Raw genomic sequence first — 18,438 nt, forward strand, 5'->3', positions numbered from 1 at the left:
TCTCCTCATGGAGAGAAAGTTCTATTGAAAATTATTTACTTCACATGACTTGCCAATTCTTTTTGAGCTTTCTCGTTTGACTCAGTCTTTTCTTTCAACCATTTTTCACGAGCTTTTTCATACTCTTCTTTGGTGATTGCTTTTTCACCAACTTCAGTGTACTTCAAGTATCCTGAATTTTCACCTTTAAGGCCGGCTACTGAATATGAAGAGCTAAATGGTAGAACTTTTGAAACATATGAAACGGCTGTTTCTTTAGGAGAAGCCATTACTGGAATTGTCAAAGCATTATCAGTCAACCAAGCTTGTGCCACCGCGTATTTTTCATAACGTTTTTGAACATCTTGGTTTTCGCTGTTTGCGTCATCAAGTAATTTTCCATAGTCAGCTAAACCAAGTTTGCTTACTACTGATGCATCTGTGTTTTGGTCAATACCAAGGTAAAGACGAGTGCTTCCTCCCTTAAGGACGAATTGATCCAAGAAAGTAGAAGGATCTTGATAGTCAGGGTTCCATCCTAGCAAGGTATGGATATCCCAGTCTTGCTCTTTAGCTGTTGGAGCGCTAAATGAAATTGGTAAAGCTTCTGCTTGAGTCATTTGTTGTAAGTCTACAACAACATTATCTGAACCCAATACTTTTTCAATTGATTGTTTCAATGATTGAACACGGTTTACAACCGCTGTTGATTCTTGGATAACCAAGGCATCCAAGTGGATTGGGAATTCAACACCTTCAGCTTGTAGGCTTGATTTTGCTTTAGCAAAGATTTCTTTAGCTTTTTCTTCATTGTAAAGGCCATTTTGAGAATCTGCTAGAGACACGTTTGACCAAGTAGAAGAATTTGTCTTAGCCAAGCTATCTTGTACCAATTCACCAAATGTTTTCTTACCAACTTGAAGATTATAAGGTGCAAATGTATTACGGATGGCTACTGCAGCTCCATCAGTACCATTTGTTTGAGCTGAATAAGAATTGCGATCGACAGCAAAGTTCAAGGCTTGACGGAATTCCTTGTTTAGCAATGCTTTCTGAGTAGATGTCTTTTGGGCATCACTTGTTTTGGCAGTGTGGTTATAGGTTGTACGGCCATAGTTCAAGCTGACAGTTGCAACACCCGCTCCTGGTTCATTAAAGTAAATGTTATCTTTAAAGTCAGCTGCATATTTTTCATATGTAGAACTTGTAGGGAAGATACGAGCCTTGCTATATTGACCATCAGCAAAACCTTTGGCAATGACATCTTGGTCCTTACCATCCCAGAAAGTGAACTTAACGTTCTCAATTTTTACATTTTCTTTGTCCCAGTAAGCATCATTTTTAGCCATCTCGATAGATGATTTTGGAGTTACAGATTTTAAGACAAATGGACCGTTATAAAGAATAGAGTTAGCATCGGTTGGGGCACCAAAACCTTCCCCTTTTGAAGTTAAGAATTCTTCATTAACCGGCATCAAAACACCACTAGTGGTCTTGTCATTCCAGAAAGTTTCTGGCTGGTTCAAGGTATATTCTAGTGTTTGATCATCAAGCGCTTTTACTCCAACGGTTGAAAAATCGCTTGTTTCACCCTTGATATAGGGTTCTAATCCCTTAATAGAAGAGCTAACGATTGAAAGTCCTTTTGATTTTCCATCTACGGCATGTTTCAAACCAGTAACGAAGTCTTTAGCAGTTACAGGAGCGTATTCTTCTCCCTCTGCTGTAACCCATTTAGCATCCTTACGGATTTTATAGGTATAAGTCAAACCATCTTTTGAAACTGTCCATGATTCAGCAATAGAAGGAACCAAGTTACCATATTTATCATTAGCCAACAAACCATCTACAGCATTTGTTGTGACGAATGATGTTGAATCGATATTGCTGACGATATAATCCAAGGTTTCTGGATCTGTTTGATAAACATATTGGTAATCTTTTGCTAGTTTAGCATTATTCGAACTAGTGTTTGAACACGCAGCTAGAACTCCTGACGCTAATAAGGTAGCTCCCGCTACAGCAAGCACTTGACTTTTTTTCATTTATTTACTCCTCTTATAAATAAAGTATAGGTTATCATCAATTATATCATAGATTTCAAGAAAAGTAAACGAATTTTCAGAATATTTAGGCTTATTGATACAAAAAATCTGAAAAAGCTATTGACTGAAAATCATTTTCAAGGTATAATAATAAACGTTAAGGCGGTATAGCCAAGTGGTAAGGCACGGCTCTGCAAAAGCTTGATCGTCGGTTCAAATCCGTCTACCGCCTTCTTTAACTTGATTTATCAGGTTTCATTTAAACAGAAAGCCCAATTTAAAGGGCTTTTTTCTTTTTCCTTGAATAAATACGTATAACTTTAAAAAACTTTTGAGGCAAGTTTGGGGCTGAGTTTTTCGAGGACACAATTTCCTTTTGAAATCAACTGAAAAAAGCTTTGTCACGCCTGGTGACAAAAGCCTCTAGTTTACTCTGTTTCTTCTTCTATTTCAACTTCGGTAATTTGGACTTTTACCTTGGTAACGCGTCCATTTTTCACTTTATCATTGGTAAGGATAAGCTGTTTGTTTTGGCTGACTAATTCATAACTGAGTTTCTCAGTCGTTGGAATGGTCCCAACCCCTGTCAAATAGTAACCAGCGATGGTATCAACGTCATCACTTTCCAGTTCAACATCAAAGTAGTCATTAAAATCATTGAGATTCATGGTACCTTGAACAATGTAAGTATCCTCACCGATTTGATGAACATCTATTGCCGCTTTATCTGTTTCGTCATCGATTTCCCCAACGATTTCCTCTAAGAGGTCTTCCAGGGTCACCAAACCAGCCATCCCACCGTATTCATCCAGTAAGATTGCCATTTGTCTTTGAGTATTGCGCAGTTCTTTTAATAAGTCATCCACAAAAATAGTTTCAGGAACAAAAAGTGGATCTTGTAAGATTTTCTTCCAAACAATATTGTCAAAACCGTCCACAAAGCCCGCCTTAAGGAGACTCTTGGTGTGAATGATCCCAATCACATTGTCCTTATCCCCATCATAGACAGGGATACGAGAATAATTTTGTTTTAAAATACTTTGGATGATGGTTTGACTATCATCCTGAATATCGACCATAAAGGCATCTGTTCGAGGAACCATAACTTCTCTGGCCATTAATTCGTCCAGTGAAAAAATCCCTTGTAACATTTCAATTTCGTCAGCATCTAGTGTTTCTTCACTATTTGTCAGCATGTACTCAATTTCATCACGGGTCATTTTTTCGTCAGCATCGTCAAAGGTCATAGGAGTCAAGCGACTCAAGAGATTGGTAGATGCAGATAAGAGCCAAACAAAGGGACTAACTAGTTTCCCCAATCCAATAATAACTGGCGCTGTACGAATCGCTAAGGCATCCTTTAGATTAAGAGCGATTCTCTTAGGATACAATTCCCCAAAAACGATGGAAATATAAGTCAAAAATGCTAAAGACAGAAAACTTGCAACGGCATAAGATGTTTCACCATTTCCAAGCCAAGATGCAATTTCTCGTCCCAGAGTGTCTGCCAAACTCGCCCCTGATAAGATCGTAATCAGGGTAATTCCTACTTGAATAGTTGATAAAAAGTGGTTAGGATTTTCTAGTACCTTCAGCAGACGGATATAGCGTCTATCTCCTTCTTCTGCCTTTTGTTCAACTCGCGCACGGTTTAGTGACACCATGGCCATTTCTGTAGCTGAGAAAAAGGCATTTAATACCGTCAAGATAAACAATAAAACAAATTGTAGCAACAAATTCTGACTACTTGGGTCTTCCATAGTTCTTCTCCTAAAATAGTATCTTACCCTCTATTATATCACAAAATATAGTCCAATACATATTATTTTTTCTCATACTCTTCGAAAATCTCTTTAAACCACGTCAGCTTCATCTGCAACCTCAAAGCTGTGCTTTAAGCAACCTGCGGCTAGCTTTCTAGTTTGCACTTTGATTTTCATTGAGTATCAGTGTCTATTGTAGCCCTGCTTAAACTAGTAAGAAAGAACTCCTATATCCACAAGTGACATAGGAGTTTATTTTGTATTTTACTGAGTAACAGTCACTTCTCCAGTTCGGTAATCCAGTTGAAGCCCTTTTTGAACATTGGGAACTAGAACATTAAATTCCAATTCTCCGTCTGAAGACTTGGCTTCAATCTGTGAAGCTGAAGGAACTAAATCCTCATTCGAAGCGTAGTAAAGGGTTACACGGTAACGGACACGCTTGTTTTTATCCAAGGCCTTACGTACCATACTTTCATAGTAGTTTTGACCAGTCGAATCCTCGGCTTGCGCCTGATTTGCCCAGGCTGTTTGAACAGCAATGTTTTTAGGATTGCTTGTCGAGGCATCAAAACCATCCAAGCCACCGATCAAGGCATAGCCTAACAAATGACCTCTATCGACCGCATGGGTATAAGTCCCCTTTAGATTCTTAACCTGATGCCATCCTGGAGGAGTCCATGAAGTCGAACCATTCCCCGTTTCTTCACGATTCTTGTACTGTCGGGTTGCCTTAGACAAGAGAGCATTGGCTACAGTTGGCACGGTTTCCTTGCCCACTGTCTTTGTTTTATTATCGGCGTAAGGTTTACTTGAAACCTTGGCATCTAGGTTTGTTTTATTACCATTGACGATAAAAGCACCTGATCCATTCCACTCCAGACTCCCTTTTATTTGACTCTTGACTACATCTGTTAAGACACTTTCTGCCAATTCTTGACTAGGAGCTTCAGACGCTTGTTTTTTCTGACTCACCTTAGTTTTAGGAGTATTAGCTGTCGACTGCATCTGCTTGATATAATAGCTACCGGCAGATAAAAGTAATAATACCAGCAATCCGATTAGTGTCTGTCTTGTTTTTTTGTTCATATTTCTCCTTATCTCTAGAAAAAGGCTGGTTTTCCAGCCTAATTTCCTGTAAATTTATGAATCAATTCCTGCCATTTTGCTGGAGACAGGATAGCCCATGGATCTTGACCCTTGCCCAAGATTCCATAACCGACCATTAAACCGATTCCTAGGGCTAAAGCACCTAAAATCAGTACCAGAATGACTAAAAGTAAACGCTTGGCTACGTAGCCTGATTTCTTATTCATCTTCATCACTTGCCTCAATCCGCTGAATCTTAGCACCCAACTGCGCCAACTTCTCATGAAAACGGTAGTAGCCTCTATCCAAGTGGACTAATTTACCAACTACGGTTTCTCCTTGTGCTACCAAACCTGTCAAAATCAAGGCTGCACTGGCACGAAGGTCAGTTGAAAGAACTTCTGCTCCCTGCAAAGGCTGTCCACCAACAATACGTGCTGTATCACGGATAATTTCAGAGTGCAAGCCCATACGGCGCATTTCTTCTAGGTGTTGGAAACGATTTTCAAAAACTGTCTCCACCATAGTTGATTCGCCTTTTGCGACAGTCATCAAGGCTGTAAATTGAGCCTGCATATCTGTTGGAAATCCTGGGTGGGGCAAGGTTTTCACATGGACAGCTTTTAGATTTTCTAGTTGAGAGCGAACTCGAATTCCTTCAGTCTCCTCCGTCACTTCCACTCCCATTTCAAGCAATTTGGCAATCAAGGGACGGTTGTGCTCCCAAACAGCATCTTTAATCAGGACATCACCACCAGTCATGGCAGCAGCCACCATAAAGGTTCCAGCTTCAATACGGTCTTGGACCACATTGTGAGTCGTACCATAAAGTTTCTCCACACCGGTAATGGTAATGGTCTCTGTACCAGCACCTTTTACTTTAGCTCCCATTTCATTTAAGAGAATGGCTAGGTCCACAATCTCAGGCTCACGCGCAGCATTTTCAATCACTGTAACCCCATCAGCCAGCGTCGCTGCCATCATCAAGTTCTGAGTAGCACCAACACTTGGGAAGTCCATGTAGATATGAGCTCCATGTAAGCGATCAGCCTTGGCTTCGATATAACCAGCTGTCTGACTAATCTTAGCCCCCATAGCTTCTAGACCTTTCAAATGAAGATCAATAGGACGGCTACCAATCGTACAACCACCTGGCATGGATACCTTGGCATGACCTACACGGGCAAGAATTGGTCCCAAGACAACGATAGATGCACGCATCTTGCTGACATACTTGTAAGGAGCTTCCTCAGTGATATCGCCAGTTGCGTCCACCTCAACAAGATGAGCTTCTTCATTAAAATCCACCTTAGCATTCAAACCACGAACCACCTGATTCATAGTGAACACATCTGACAAGATAGGAACATTCTGCAAGACGGTCTTTCCTTCACTTGCTAGAATAGTCGCTGCCAACAAAGGCAAGACTGCATTCTTTGCTCCTTCGATCGTAACACTTCCTACCAGACGATTATCGCCACCTTGAACCACAATTTTTTCCATACTTATTTCCTTTACTCTTGATTTTATAATAGTTCTCTAAGCGCTTCTTGCCACAACTGATACAGACTGATAAAGAAAGAACTCATGATGTAGCCCATTACAATGCTGAAAAAGGCCACTAGTAAACGAACTTTTCCTGTATTCTCAGTTGTCACTTTTAAAACCTTTTCCCATCTAACAAGATCCTTTAAAAGGTAAAAACTCACATAAATAAAGAGCATGTGACTGCTTAGAGTGAATAATAATTGAACCATTTGACTATTATACCATCTTCTCTGTTTGTGCGCTAGTTTGGAAACTTAACTTAAAACTAGGGATTGTTTTTCAAGTAATCAATTGCATCTTGTAGGGTTTTAACTGGCACAATTTTCATATCTGTCTTGATTGTTTTAGCCGCTTCTAGGGCTGTTTGGTAGTTATTTTTCGCATCAGGATGCGCTTTTTGTTCTTCTTCGCTAACAGGGTTATCTGGGGCAAAGAAAATAGCAGCACCTTCTCTAGCCGAAGCAACAACTTTCTTATCAATACCTCCAATGTCCCCCACATTCCCATCGCGGTCAATAGTTCCGGTACCGGCAACGATACGGCCATTTCTAAGACCAGGGTCAGCTATTTGGGTATAGATGGCCAGACTAAACATGAGACCTGCACTTGGACCACCGATACCGGCTGTTGAAAAGCGAATTGGGACATCACTGGTCACTTCCGTACGGTCAATCAAGCCGATTCCAATTCCATTTTTGCCATTTTCTAGAGTAATGATTTTTCCTTCTGCAGACTTGGTTTGCCCATCCTCTTCATAAGTTACCTTGACGGAGTCCCCTAGTTTTTGAGAATTGACGTAATCAATCAAATCTTTGGAACTATCAAAGGTCTGATCATTGACTGCTGTGACCGTATCAGAGATGTTGAGAATCCCTTTAAAGGTCGAATTATCCGTCACAGTCAAAACATAAACCCCAAGATATTTTAGTTCAATATCCTTACCAGCTGTTTTTAGCCCTTGATACTTAGCCATATTTTGCGATGTTTGCATGTAGAATTGATTGATCCGCATAAATTCAATATCGGAAGATCCACCTGTAGTCTCCTGAGCACTACGAATATCTGTAAAAGGCGTCAACCAAGCATAAATCATATGGGCTAAAGTAGCGTGCTGGACACCAACCGTAACGAATTGATAGGCACCAGCTTCCTTATCTTCTGTGTCATTTACTTTAAGGACTTGGCGAATATCTTCCGAACCACCTGGAACTTCTATATAGTAGGGCAAGGGCACTACAAATGCCAAGAAAGTCACAATTAAGGCCGCAATGACATATAAGGGCCATCTAATCTTTTTTTTCATTTTTTATTTCCTCCAAAATACTCTCAGGAACATAGCAGGTAATATCCTGACCAAACTTCAAAAGTTCTCTAACACCGGATGAACTGAGATAGAGATGTTCAGGTCGACTATGTAAATAAATGGTCTCTATATTAGGAGACAGCTGATGGTTGTAGTAATCAAAACTGGCTTCATATTGCAAATCCGACGCATTTCTCAAGCCTCGCACTAGGAAAGTAGCCCCCAGTCTTTTTGCAACATCAACCACCAATTCATCATGAGAAAACACGACTTCAACATTCCCCAAATGTTCCAAAGCCTTTTCTAGTCCCCGTTTACGATTTTCAAGAGGGAGAAATCCTTGTTTATGGGGATTGAAAAAAATACCGACATAGAGCTTATCAAAGAGTCTGCTCGCCCGTTCAATCATATCCAGATGCCCATTTGTCATCGGATCAAATGAGCCTGTGAATAAGCCAATCTTATCTGACATAGACTGTCACCTTACTAATTCCATAAATTTTTTCTTTCCAGATGCCTAGACAGGCAATTTCTTCTGGAAGCTCAACGGCCTTATCCGTCTCGCACACGACCATAACATCTTCAGAAAAAAGCGCTCTCTCAGCCATTTTTTCAATATCTGCTACGATTTGTTCCTTGGCGTAAGGAGGGTCTAAGAAAATGAGGTCGAATTCGCCAGATACCTGTTCCAATGCCCTTTCTGCATCCATCTTGAGGAGTTGAAATTTTCCAACTTCCTTGGTCATCTGAATATTTTCAGCCACGATAGCCTGAGCTTTACGATCTCTCTCCACCAAAACAGCACTGGCCATGCCACGCGATACTGCCTCGATAGATAAACCACCACTACCTGCATAAAGGTCCAAGACTCGTCCACCTTCAAAGTAGGGACCAATCATGTTAAAAATAGCTCCCCTAACCTTATCCGAAGTAGGTCTTGTCGTCTTTCCTTCTAGTGTCTTGAGGGGACGTCCCCCATAGATTCCTGATACGATTTTCATACCGTTTATTATACCAAATTATGGGCGAAAAGAGAAAGAAAACCGAACCTTGCGGTTCGATTCTCTACAAAATATTTTCGTAAGTATCGCGGACTTCTTGAGGCCAAACACTTGTTTGCACTTCTCCGATGTGTTTCTTGCGAAGTAGGAACATGGCCATCCGAGATTGTCCAATTCCTCCACCGATTGTCAATGGGAATAGACCATTCAACAAAGCCTTGTGCCATTCCAATTCCAAGCGGTCTTCATCACCTGTAATGGCAACCTGACGACGAAGCGTTTCTTCATCTACACGGATTCCCATAGAAGACAACTCAAAGGCTCCCCCCAGAGACTCATTCCAAACAAGAATATCACCATTTAGACCCTTGTAACCATTTTCAGACTCACTTGTCCAGTCATCGTAGTCTGGTGCACGTCCATCGTGCGGTTTACCGTCTGGTAATTCACCACCGATACCGATCAAGAATACTGCTCCAAATTCTTTACAAATAGCATTTTCACGCTCTTTTGGTGTCAAATCTGGGTAGCGTTCTACCAACTCTTCTGTGTGGATAAAAGTGATTTGTTTTGGCAAGATTGATTCGATGTCATAGCGGGCTTCAACAGCTAGCTCAGTAAGACGAATAGCCTTGTAAATCTTCTCCACTGTTTCTTTTAGATAAGCGATATTACGTTTACCATTTGGGATAACTTTCTCCCAGTCCCACTGGTCAACATAAACAGAGTGGGTCGCATCCAGCGAATCTTCGTCTGGACGAAGGGCCTTCATGTGGACGAAAAGACCTTCTCCCTCACCGAAACCAAAACGGGCCAAGGTATGGCGTTTCCATTTAGCAAGTGAGTGCACAACTTCATAAGTAGCATCAGGGATTTGGAGAACCTTGACCGATACGGCATTCTCCACACCTGATAAATTATCCTGCATCCCGTCGCCGACCCTGCTCAAGATAGGACCTTGAACTTCGACAACTTCTAACTTATCTTTCAAATACTGGGTAAAAGTGTTTTTGACAAAGGAAATCTCTTCTTGTTGATGAATAAAACTTTTCTTCATAAACTACTCCTCAAAAAATTAATTAAAAGCATTATACACCTATTTCCAAGAAAAGAAAAGACCAAATATAAAAAAATCAGTGCTCCTTCGAACACTGATGTTAGGGACCTTCTAGTCATTGCGACCGAAGATACGTAGAATACTTAGGAAAAGATTGATAAAATCAAGATAGATACTGAGAGCCATTGACACAACCCAACCTGTCGCTACTTGCCCTCGTGACTGCTCATAAACATAGCGAATCTTTTGGTTATCCCAAGCAATCAAACCTGAGAAAACCAAGACCATGGCAATACTAATCATGTAGTCAAAGAAACTATTGGCTAAAAATAGATTCACAACCATGGCAATGATGAGACCAACGAGCGCCGCCATCAAAGCTCGTCCCATTCCACTCAAATCTTTCTTGGTGAAAATTCCGATTGCCGCCATGACAAAGAAGAGAAGGGCGCTGGATACAAAGGCCGATAAGACGGTCCCTGGTGTATAAAAGGCTACGACGAAACTCAGCGTAAAGCCATTTAAAACAGAATAAACTAAAAATACTGGGAGAGCTGCTGGGCTATTTTTTGCAGCCATGCTACTTGCAACAAAGACTAGAGCAAGTTCTGCAAAAGTTGCAATCATCAACCAGAGACGACCATGCATTAAAAAGTAGACCAATTGGGATTGAAAGACTGTCAACATCAAAGCTGATACGAGAGCCGATAGACCAATTCCAAGTCCCACAAAGGCGTAAACCTTGGCGTAAAATTGATTGAGACCTGAACGTTCTTGAATAATCGATTGATTCATTCTGATTCTCCTTTTTCTATAGATATGTCTTGATTATAACAAAGATTTTATAAATTAGCTGAAATAAAACATCAAAATGCCTGCTGCAACTGCCACGTTGAGACTTTCTGCTCGGCCTTTCATGCCTATATGAACCAGCTGGTCAGCACTCTCAGCCATGACAGAACTAATCCCCTGTCCTTCATTTCCCATGACTAGAGCAAAGTTTTCTAAGGGAGAAAGCTCACGATAATCCTTTGAATCTCTCGACAAGGTCGTTGCTAGAATGGGCAAATTGCTCTTTTTTGCCTCTACTACAAAGGTGGCAACAGGCATACGATAGATGGGCAAGTGAAAATGACTTCCTTGCATGGAACGCAGGGTCTTAAGACTGTAGATATCTGCTGACTTGTCTGAGACAATAACCCCTGTAAAACCTGCAGCATCCGCCGTCCGAATCATGGTGCCCACATTACCAGGATCTTGAACATCCTCTAAAAATAGATACTTGCCCTGATGGAGATCAGGCAGTCCCACTTCTTCTTTTTGAATCACTGCAACAATCCCTTGAGGAGTTTGCGTATCTGCTAAATCCCGCAAAATTTCCTCTGAAACCCAGACTGTTTGTGGAAAAGCCGCTAGCTGATCTCGGTAACTTTCTAGGGCAAAGACCTTTTCAATCGTCACTCCTGCTTGAACAGCTTCTTCAAACAAGTGCCAGCCCTCAATCAAATAAGCAGACTTTCGATATTTTTTTTGATGCAATTTCTTGGCATTTTTTACCACAGAATTGGCTTTTGAGGTTATAATAGTCATAGAAATATTATAACACAATCAAAGGGGTTTGGTATGCAAAAGGTTAGAATGATTGCCCAAGGCAGGGTGCAGGGTGTTGGTTTTCGCTGGGGTGTTTATACTTTAGCTCTTGAAATCGGCGGCATCACTGGTCGTGTCTGGAATAACGACGATGGCACAGTGGAAATTCTTGCTCAGACAGACTCCTCTGCCACTATGGCAAAATTTATCCAAGAAATCCGAAAAGGTCCGACACCTTTTTCAAAAGTCACCTATCTAGATGTACAAATGAGCAACTTTTCATCCTATTCGGACTTCAAAGTCGCAAATTAGGTCTCTAGAACTATTGTATATTTTACAAAAAAACAGTAGAATAGAAAGGTATAATTTTTAAAGAAGGAATGAAAACATTGAAATCTATTAAACGTTTTGCCCTCTCTGCTATGGGAGTGGCTATGCTACTCGTCTTGACAGGCTGTGTCCAAGTAGACAAAGCAACAGGTAAGCCAATTGGTCCCGTTTGGGATTTCTTGGGTGCTCCGATGGGAGAAGCTATCAAGTACTTCGCTACTGATAAAGGTCTAGGCTTCGGGGTCGCTATCATTATCGTAACCATTATCGTGCGCTTGATTATCCTCCCACTTGGTATCTACCAATCATGGAAGGCGACACTTCACTCTGAAAAGATGAACGCCCTCAAACACGTACTCGAACCACACCAAACACGTCTCAAAGAAGCAACAACTCAGGAAGAAAAACTTGAGGCTCAACAAGCTCTCTTTGCAGCTCAGAAGGAACACGGCATCAGCATGTTAGGTGGTGTAGGATGCTTCCCTATCCTCATTCAAATGCCTTTCTTCTCTGCTATCTACTTTGCAGCCCAGCACACTGAAGGGGTAGCTAGCTCTACCTTCTTGGGTATCGATCTTGGTTCACCAAGTATGATCCTCGTAGCCTTTGCTGGTGTCCTCTACTATCTCCAATCACTCCTCTCACTTCATGGCGTAGAAGATGAGATGCAAAGAGAACAGCTCAAGAAAATGATCTACATGAGCCCTCTCATGATTGTCGTCTTCTCCTTCTTCTCACCAGCCAGTGTGACGCTTTACTGGGTTGTCGGTGGTTTCATGATGATTCTCCAACAGTTTATCGTCAACTATATCGTTCGTCCAAAACTTCGCAAAAAAGTCCGTGAAGAACTAGCCAAGAACCCACCAAAAGCACGTGCTTTCTCAACACCAAATGGAAGAAAAGACGTTACCCCTGAACAACCAACTGCTATCACAAGCAAGAAAAAACACAAAAATCGCAACGCTGGAAAACAACGTTCGAGATAAGAAGAAAAAGGCTTAGCTGGTTTGCTAAGTCTTTTTTGCAAGTCATACTCTTCGAAAATCTCTTCAAACCACGTTAGCTTCGCCTTGCCGTAGGTATGGTTACTGACTTCGTCAGTTCTATCCACAACCTCAAAACCATGTTTTGAGCAACCTGCGGCTAGCTTCCTAGTTTGCTCTTTGATTTTCATTGAGTATCAAAAGCCCGATGTTTCCATCAGGCTTCTTTTTTATCCATGTACACGTTTCATATAGTCTTGATAACTTTCGGTATCCATGAGTTTTTTAGCGTTCTTAACGCGGTCTGCTGTTGGTGGTTTGACTCCTTCGAGGGAATATGGAATTCCCAATTCACGCCATTTGAACTCACCCATAGTGTGATAAGGCAGAATTTCAAACTTATCAACATTTTTGAGGGTCTTGACGAACTTACCAAGTTCAATCAAGTCATCGTCTCTGTCTGTCAATCCTGGAACTAGCACGTGGCGAATCCAGACAGGTTTTCCAATATCTGATAGATACTGGGCACAAGCCAAGATATTTTTATTGGTTTGGCTAGTGACAATCTTGTGCTGTTCTTCGTTGATTTCCTTGATATCCAAGAGGACCAAGTCAGTGACAGCCATGAGTTTATCAAACTTCTCAAGGTAACGTGGTTTATTACGGAAAGGAAGGGCACAGGTATCCAAGGTACAGTGGATACCTTGTTCCTTGGCCTTGGTAAAGAGGGCAATCAAGAAATCAATCTGCAAGAGAGCCTCTCCTCCACTGACCGTAATCCCACCCTTATTTCCCCAGAAACCGCGGTAGCGCAAGGCTTCTGTCAAGACATCATCTACCGTCCGTTCACGTGATTTATTGGACTCCATAGCCCAAGTGTCTGGGTTGTGGCAATACTGGCAACGCATGTGACAGCCCTGCAAAAAGACAATGAAGCGAATACCAGGCCCATCTACTGACCCAAAGCTTTCTGTCGAATGCACCATTCCTGTCACTTGTCCATAATCAATTGTTTCTTCAGACATATCGTTACCTTCCTTGAAAACGTTTTATAGTTTTATTATATCATGACTTGAAGGAAAAACAAGATTTTTGCCTATTTTTTAGAAAGCAATCTGTTTTTCAATTTCATTTTCAATTATTTATCATTTTATTCTTCAAAATCAAAGCCATACAAGGTTGCAAAATAGTCCTCAGGGCGCTCTGCACGGCGGATTTGACGGGCTTTACCTTCTTCGGTATAGAGGATTTCCGAAGAACGAAGTTTGGCGTTGTACTGGTAGCCCATTGAAAAACCGTGAGCACCTGTATCATGAATTACCAGCAAATCACCGATTTCTGTATGAGGCAGTTCGCGATTCACTGCAAATTTATCATTGTTTTCACAGAGTGAACCAACCACATCTACCACTTCAACTGGTCCATCTGGATGGGTCACGTTAGTAATATGGTGGTAGGCTCCGTACATAGCTGGACGCATGAGATTGACTGCTGATGCATCCACACCGAGATAGGTACGGTAGGTTTCCTTCTTATGAGTCACTCTTGTAACCAAAGCACCATGAGGTGCCAACATAAAACGACCCAATTCGGTGAAAATCTTGACCTGACCAAGACCTGCTGGTGTAAGGACCTCTTCATAAACCTTACGAACCCCCTCACCAATCAAAGCGATATCATTTGGCTCCTGGTCTGGACGATAATTGACCCCAATACCGCCGGAAAGATTGATAAAGTCTAGCGAAATGCCCAACTTTTCCTTGATTTCAACAGCCAATTCAAAAAGTTGACGCGCCAACTCTGGATAATAGAGATGGGTGACGGTATTGGATGCTAGAAAGGAGTGAATCCCAAAAGTCTTAGCTCCTTTTTCCTTCAAGATGGCAAAGGCTTCAAAGAGCTGGTCCTTGGTCATGCCGAACTTGGCTTCTCCAGGATTGTCCATGATGTCTGTCCCCAGTTCAAAAACGCCTCCAGGATTATAACGACATGAGATGATTTCTGGAATGCCTGCTGCTCGCTCCAGATGTTCAATATCTTCAAAAGCATCCAAGTTAATGGTCGCACCCAATTCACGCGCATAGGCATATTCCTTGTCTGGCGTGTTGTTTGAAGAGAACATAATCTCAGAACCAGGGAAATTCAGTTTATGGCTCATCAAAAGCTCCACATAACTAGAGCAGTCCACACCACAGCCTTCCTCTTGGAGAATTTTCAAAATAGCTGGTGTTGGAGTAGCCTTAACTGCAAAATATTCCTTAAAGCCCTTGTTCCATGAAAATGCTTGGTTGACGGCTCTTGCCTTTTCACGAATTCCCTTCTCATCATACAAGTGAAAGGGAGTTGGGAACTCGGCAACAATCGCTTCTAAGTCTTCTTTATTGATAAATGGTGTTTTCATAAGTTTCCTTCTATTCTATTTGCAAAGAAAGGCTGGGACAATCGTTCCAACCTTTAGTTCTATCTCTTATTTATCTTCGTCAAAGATATTGCCAACCTCAACATCAATGGCTTGGTTCTTGACATCAATATTGGTTACCTTCAAGAGTGACTTGTAGTCAAACTGCTTTTCACGTTCTTCTTGGGCATTGTCCGCAAAGACGGCTACACCAGCCAATTCTGAATCAAACTCACGCAAGAGACTAATCATCCCGTTGACCGTTCCGCCACCTTTCAAGAAGTCATCCACAATCAAGACACGGCTGCCTGCCTTGAGACTGCGTTTTGAAAGGAACATTTTCTCAATGCGGTCACCACTTGAACCTGATACATAGTTGACGCTGACAGTTGAACCTTCGGTAATTTTCAGGTCACGGCGCACAATAACAAAAGGAACATTGAGGACATTTGCAACTGCATTTGCAAGTGGAACACCCTTGGTCGCTACTGTCATAACCGCGTCAATTTTTTGATCCATAAAACTCTTGGCAATAATGCGACCAATATTTTTCAAGATGGCTGGTGTGCTAAGTAAATCAGATAGGTAGATGTAACCACCTGGCAAGATACGGTCACTTTCTGACAACTTGGCACGCAAGTCTTCAACCATTTCCTTAGCATCCTGACTCGAAATAGATGGTGTAAAGATGACACCTCCGCCAGCCCCAGTTACTGTCTGGATATGACCGATTTCAATTTCCTCAAAGGCGCGTTTGATAATGACGATATCTTCTGAGATAGATGATTTAGCAGATTCATACTTTTCAGCAAAAGTATTGAGACTAGTTAGTTTATAAGGATTATTAATCAAATAGTTGGAAATGACAACCATCCGATCACTTCTTCTTAATTTCATTTCTATTTCCTATTCCATTTTTATTCAAAAAATCAAAAAGCAAACTAGAAAGCTGGTCGCTGGTGGTTCAAAACACTGTTTTGAGATTGTCGATAGAACTGACAAAGTCTGTAATATAACTACATATATACATACGACAAGGCGATGTTACCCTAGTTTGAAGAGATTTTCGAAGAGTATTCATTTTTGTCTTTTACTTATTATACCATATTCACATAAAAAAACGAACATTCTTGTCCTAAAAAATGCTCATTTTTCTTAAATTATTAATCTAAATCTGGTTTATAGAAGGAACGATTGTCCATAGCGAAGATTTTATTGGTCATCTCTCCCTTATCCACCAAAGCCAGAGCTGTTGACATCATCATCATGCTGGCATCCAGATTGTCAATCATATGAATAATCTCTGCTTCCATAATGCGTGGACGGACTGGACTTCCATACTCAAGTAAGCCGTGGTGACTAAGGATGACGTGACGAAGCAGAACGACTTCTTCCTTGGTATCATCAATACCGAGTTCCATAACTGTCTTGGTAATTTCGCTATCAATTAGAGCGATATGTCCAAGAAGATTACCTCGTACTGTATACTCAGTCTGGTCTGGTCCCGTCAACTCAATGACTTTAGCTAAGTCATGTAGCATAATCCCCGCATAGAGCAGGCTCTTATTGAGCTGAGGATAGATCTCGCTAATGGCATCGGCCAAGCGCACCATGGTCGCCGTATGATAAGCCAAACCCGTTTCAAAGGCATGGTGATTAGTCTTGGCAGCTGGATAGGAGTAGAATTCCTTATCATACTTGGTGTAGAGCTTTCGGACAATTCGTTGCCAGACAGGATTTTCAATTTTGAAAATCATTTGCGACATGTAGTCACGAATTTCCTTGACATCAACTGGCGACTTGACCTTGAAATCAGCTGGGTCATTTGGTTCGCCAGGTTGAGGCAAGCGAAGGGTAATTTGATTGACTTGAGGGGTGTTGTTATAAACTTCTCGGCGTCCTTTCATGTGGACAACCTTACCTGCGGTAAAGGCCTCAACGTTATGAGGTTGGGCATCCCAGAGTTTCCCTTCAATCTCGCCACTATCATCTTGGAAGGTAAAGGCTAGGTAGTTTTTCCCAGCTCGAGTTTGCCTCAGGTCAGCTGACTTGATTAGGTAAAAGCCTTCAAATAGCTCATCTTTTTTCATGTGACTAATCTTCATATTCTTCCTCATTTTCTTGGAAATGGAGTAGATCAAGCGCAGGCTCACCTTCTGACAACTCAATGTGACGGAGCGTCCGCTCGATAGCTGTGGTACGACGGTTTAATAATTCATCAATATTGCCCGAGGCATGTTGGAGATGTTTTTGTGCCTTAACCAGAATGCCACCGAACTTGCCAAACTCGGTCTTGACACTGGCAAGAGTCTTGCTGATATGGTCGGCACTCTTTTGGATATTGAGAGTCTTGAAGCCAACCGATAGGGAGTTGAGCAAAGCTGATAGGGTACTTGGACCTGCGACAATAATCTGCTCTTCCCGCCTCAAATCATCAAAGAAGACCGGATTGCGGACGATTTCTGAGTAGAGACCTTCTGTCGGAACAAACAAAACTCCAAAATTGGTAGTCCGAGGCGGTGCTATGTACTTGCTCTTGATATCCTTGGCAAAGCGCTTGACGCTTGCTAAAAGCGATTTACGACAGCGTTCAATCTCGTCCCTATCACCTGCTTCATAGGCTTCTTCTAGGCGGTAATAATCTGCCAGTGGAAACTTAGAGTCAATTGGTAGGTAGACGTATTCCTGATCGCCTTGTCCGGGCAACTTGATGGCATACTCCACTCGTTCACTGGAGTTTTCAACCGTTGCATATTCTCTTTCATACTGGGCAGGTGTCATGATGTCTTCGATGATTTGCCCCAGTTGCAATTCTCCCAGAATCCCTCGCGTTTTGGTTCCAGAGAGAACCTTGTTGAGGGCGCCGACATCGCGGGCAACTGTCTGCATTTCTCCAAGGCCTCGATTGACAGACTCCAGTTGTTTGGAAACTGTCTCAAAGGAAGCCTGCAAGCGCGTCTGCAAGGTCTTTTCCAACTTTTCCTCGACTGTCTGGCGCATTTGTTCCAAACGTTGCTCATTTGATTCCTGCAAGGCTTGGAGACGTTGGTCGGTCTTATCTCTGGTTTGGAGGAGATTATCTGTCATTTCTTGACGAACTTGAGTCAGACCTTGGTGCAATTCCATTCGCACTTCTTGCAAACGGTCACTGACAGCCACTTCCAAATCTTTTTGATCTAACTGACTGGCTTGTCTGGCTTGTTCAAAGCGGTAATCCAACTGGTCTGACAAGTGATCTGCCTGATCCTCCAAGCTCTTGCTGAGATGTTTTTCCTGCTTATCCTGCCTTTGCCAAATCAGAAAGAGTCCAGCTAGGTTGGCAATCAATAATAGAACAAGTAAACTTTCCATC

General features: G+C 41.8%; 19 protein-coding genes and 1 tRNA gene. 3 read left to right on the forward strand and 17 right to left on the reverse strand.

All coding sequences use genetic code 11. The annotated features are described in order from the left end of the window. Nucleotides 1–35: 35 nt before the first annotated feature. The gene (locus tag OCF95_RS08060) at nucleotides 36–2,024 is read right to left on the reverse strand and encodes a peptide ABC transporter substrate-binding protein (RefSeq protein ID WP_049486662.1); all 1,989 of its coding nucleotides are present in this window, start codon (nucleotides 2,022–2,024) and stop codon (nucleotides 36–38) included. Between the two features lie 161 nt (nucleotides 2,025–2,185). Here OCF95_RS08060 and OCF95_RS08065 point away from each other — a divergent pair. After that, nucleotides 2,186–2,256: transfer RNA gene (locus OCF95_RS08065), tRNA-Cys, on the forward strand. A 196-nt stretch (nucleotides 2,257–2,452) separates the two neighbouring features. Here the strand turns inward: OCF95_RS08065 and OCF95_RS08070 are convergent. From OCF95_RS08070 to OCF95_RS08120, 11 genes are all read right to left on the reverse strand, one after another. After that, nucleotides 2,453–3,784 (reverse strand): hemolysin family protein, encoded by a 1,332-nt coding sequence (locus tag OCF95_RS08070; protein WP_261105211.1) that lies wholly within the window; start codon nucleotides 3,782–3,784, stop codon nucleotides 2,453–2,455. A 267-nt stretch (nucleotides 3,785–4,051) separates the two neighbouring features. Next, nucleotides 4,052–4,876, reverse strand: coding sequence for a DNA-entry nuclease EndA (gene endA / locus OCF95_RS08075; protein ID WP_261105213.1), 825 nt, complete (start codon nucleotides 4,874–4,876; stop codon nucleotides 4,052–4,054). 38 nt (nucleotides 4,877–4,914) lie between these two features. Then, nucleotides 4,915–5,103 (reverse strand): DNA-directed RNA polymerase subunit beta, encoded by a 189-nt coding sequence (locus OCF95_RS08080; protein ID WP_043901723.1) that lies wholly within the window; start codon nucleotides 5,101–5,103, stop codon nucleotides 4,915–4,917. Further along, nucleotides 5,096–6,379, reverse strand: a complete 1,284-nt coding sequence (gene murA / locus OCF95_RS08085; protein ID WP_049515995.1) for a UDP-N-acetylglucosamine 1-carboxyvinyltransferase — start codon at nucleotides 6,377–6,379, stop codon at nucleotides 5,096–5,098. The genes OCF95_RS08080 and murA overlap by 8 nt, the downstream gene beginning before the upstream one ends. 23 nt (nucleotides 6,380–6,402) lie before the next feature. Beyond that, entirely contained in the window at nucleotides 6,403–6,633 is a 231-nt protein-coding gene (locus OCF95_RS08090; protein WP_223330195.1) for a DUF1146 family protein, read from the reverse strand. Between the two features lie 56 nt (nucleotides 6,634–6,689). Next, nucleotides 6,690–7,727, reverse strand: coding sequence for a SepM family pheromone-processing serine protease (locus OCF95_RS08095; RefSeq protein ID WP_077804676.1), 1,038 nt, complete (start codon nucleotides 7,725–7,727; stop codon nucleotides 6,690–6,692). Beyond that, the gene (coaD, locus tag OCF95_RS08100; RefSeq protein ID WP_004255857.1) at nucleotides 7,711–8,199 is read right to left on the reverse strand and encodes a pantetheine-phosphate adenylyltransferase; all 489 of its coding nucleotides are present in this window, start codon (nucleotides 8,197–8,199) and stop codon (nucleotides 7,711–7,713) included. The genes OCF95_RS08095 and coaD overlap by 17 nt, the downstream gene beginning before the upstream one ends. Beyond that, on the reverse strand, nucleotides 8,189–8,728 hold the full coding sequence (rsmD, locus tag OCF95_RS08105) for a 16S rRNA (guanine(966)-N(2))-methyltransferase RsmD (protein WP_049492813.1): 540 nt from the start codon (nucleotides 8,726–8,728) through the stop codon (nucleotides 8,189–8,191). Before rsmD ends, coaD begins: the two co-directional genes overlap by 11 nt. Before the next feature lie 64 nt (nucleotides 8,729–8,792). Next, nucleotides 8,793–9,785 carry an aspartate--ammonia ligase gene (gene asnA / locus OCF95_RS08110; RefSeq protein ID WP_000748003.1) on the reverse strand — a complete coding sequence of 331 codons (993 nt, stop codon included), beginning with the start codon at nucleotides 9,783–9,785 and terminating at the stop codon, nucleotides 8,793–8,795. 111 nt (nucleotides 9,786–9,896) lie between these two features. Continuing rightward, the gene (locus tag OCF95_RS08115) at nucleotides 9,897–10,580 is read right to left on the reverse strand and encodes a Bax inhibitor-1/YccA family protein (RefSeq protein WP_261051480.1); all 684 of its coding nucleotides are present in this window, start codon (nucleotides 10,578–10,580) and stop codon (nucleotides 9,897–9,899) included. A gap of 54 nt (nucleotides 10,581–10,634) precedes the next feature. After that, nucleotides 10,635–11,375 carry a TrmH family RNA methyltransferase gene (locus tag OCF95_RS08120; RefSeq protein WP_261051478.1) on the reverse strand — a complete coding sequence of 247 codons (741 nt, stop codon included), beginning with the start codon at nucleotides 11,373–11,375 and terminating at the stop codon, nucleotides 10,635–10,637. Nucleotides 11,376–11,408: 33 nt separating this feature from the next. On the opposite strand from OCF95_RS08120, the gene OCF95_RS08125 reads away from it, so the two are divergent. After that, nucleotides 11,409–11,687, forward strand: a complete 279-nt coding sequence (locus tag OCF95_RS08125; protein ID WP_038804579.1) for an acylphosphatase — start codon at nucleotides 11,409–11,411, stop codon at nucleotides 11,685–11,687. A 77-nt stretch (nucleotides 11,688–11,764) separates the two neighbouring features. Beyond that, on the forward strand, nucleotides 11,765–12,691 hold the full coding sequence (gene yidC / locus OCF95_RS08130; protein WP_261105225.1) for a membrane protein insertase YidC: 927 nt from the start codon (nucleotides 11,765–11,767) through the stop codon (nucleotides 12,689–12,691). 227 nt (nucleotides 12,692–12,918) lie between these two features. Here yidC and pflA read toward each other — a convergent pair whose 3' ends face one another. The 5 genes from pflA to OCF95_RS08155 form a co-directional block, all read right to left on the reverse strand. Continuing rightward, on the reverse strand, nucleotides 12,919–13,713 hold the full coding sequence (gene pflA / locus OCF95_RS08135) for a pyruvate formate-lyase-activating protein (RefSeq protein WP_001288288.1): 795 nt from the start codon (nucleotides 13,711–13,713) through the stop codon (nucleotides 12,919–12,921). 125 nt (nucleotides 13,714–13,838) lie between these two features. Beyond that, entirely contained in the window at nucleotides 13,839–15,089 is a 1,251-nt protein-coding gene (locus tag OCF95_RS08140; protein ID WP_261105215.1) for a diaminopimelate decarboxylase, read from the reverse strand. A gap of 66 nt (nucleotides 15,090–15,155) precedes the next feature. Beyond that, complete coding sequence (gene purR, locus OCF95_RS08145) at nucleotides 15,156–15,983, reverse strand: pur operon repressor (RefSeq protein ID WP_023943469.1); 828 nt, start codon at nucleotides 15,981–15,983, stop codon at nucleotides 15,156–15,158. Nucleotides 15,984–16,249: 266 nt separating this feature from the next. Then, complete coding sequence (locus OCF95_RS08150) at nucleotides 16,250–17,191, reverse strand: 3'-5' exoribonuclease YhaM family protein (RefSeq protein WP_000703197.1); 942 nt, start codon at nucleotides 17,189–17,191, stop codon at nucleotides 16,250–16,252. Further along, nucleotides 17,181–18,437, reverse strand: a complete 1,257-nt coding sequence (locus tag OCF95_RS08155; protein WP_261034972.1) for a DNA recombination protein RmuC — start codon at nucleotides 18,435–18,437, stop codon at nucleotides 17,181–17,183. Before OCF95_RS08155 ends, OCF95_RS08150 begins: the two co-directional genes overlap by 11 nt. Nucleotide 18,438: the final 1 nt, after the last annotated feature.

It is taken from the genome of Streptococcus mitis, assembly GCF_946188615.1.
Lineage (GTDB): Bacteria > Bacillota > Bacilli > Lactobacillales > Streptococcaceae > Streptococcus > Streptococcus mitis_BZ.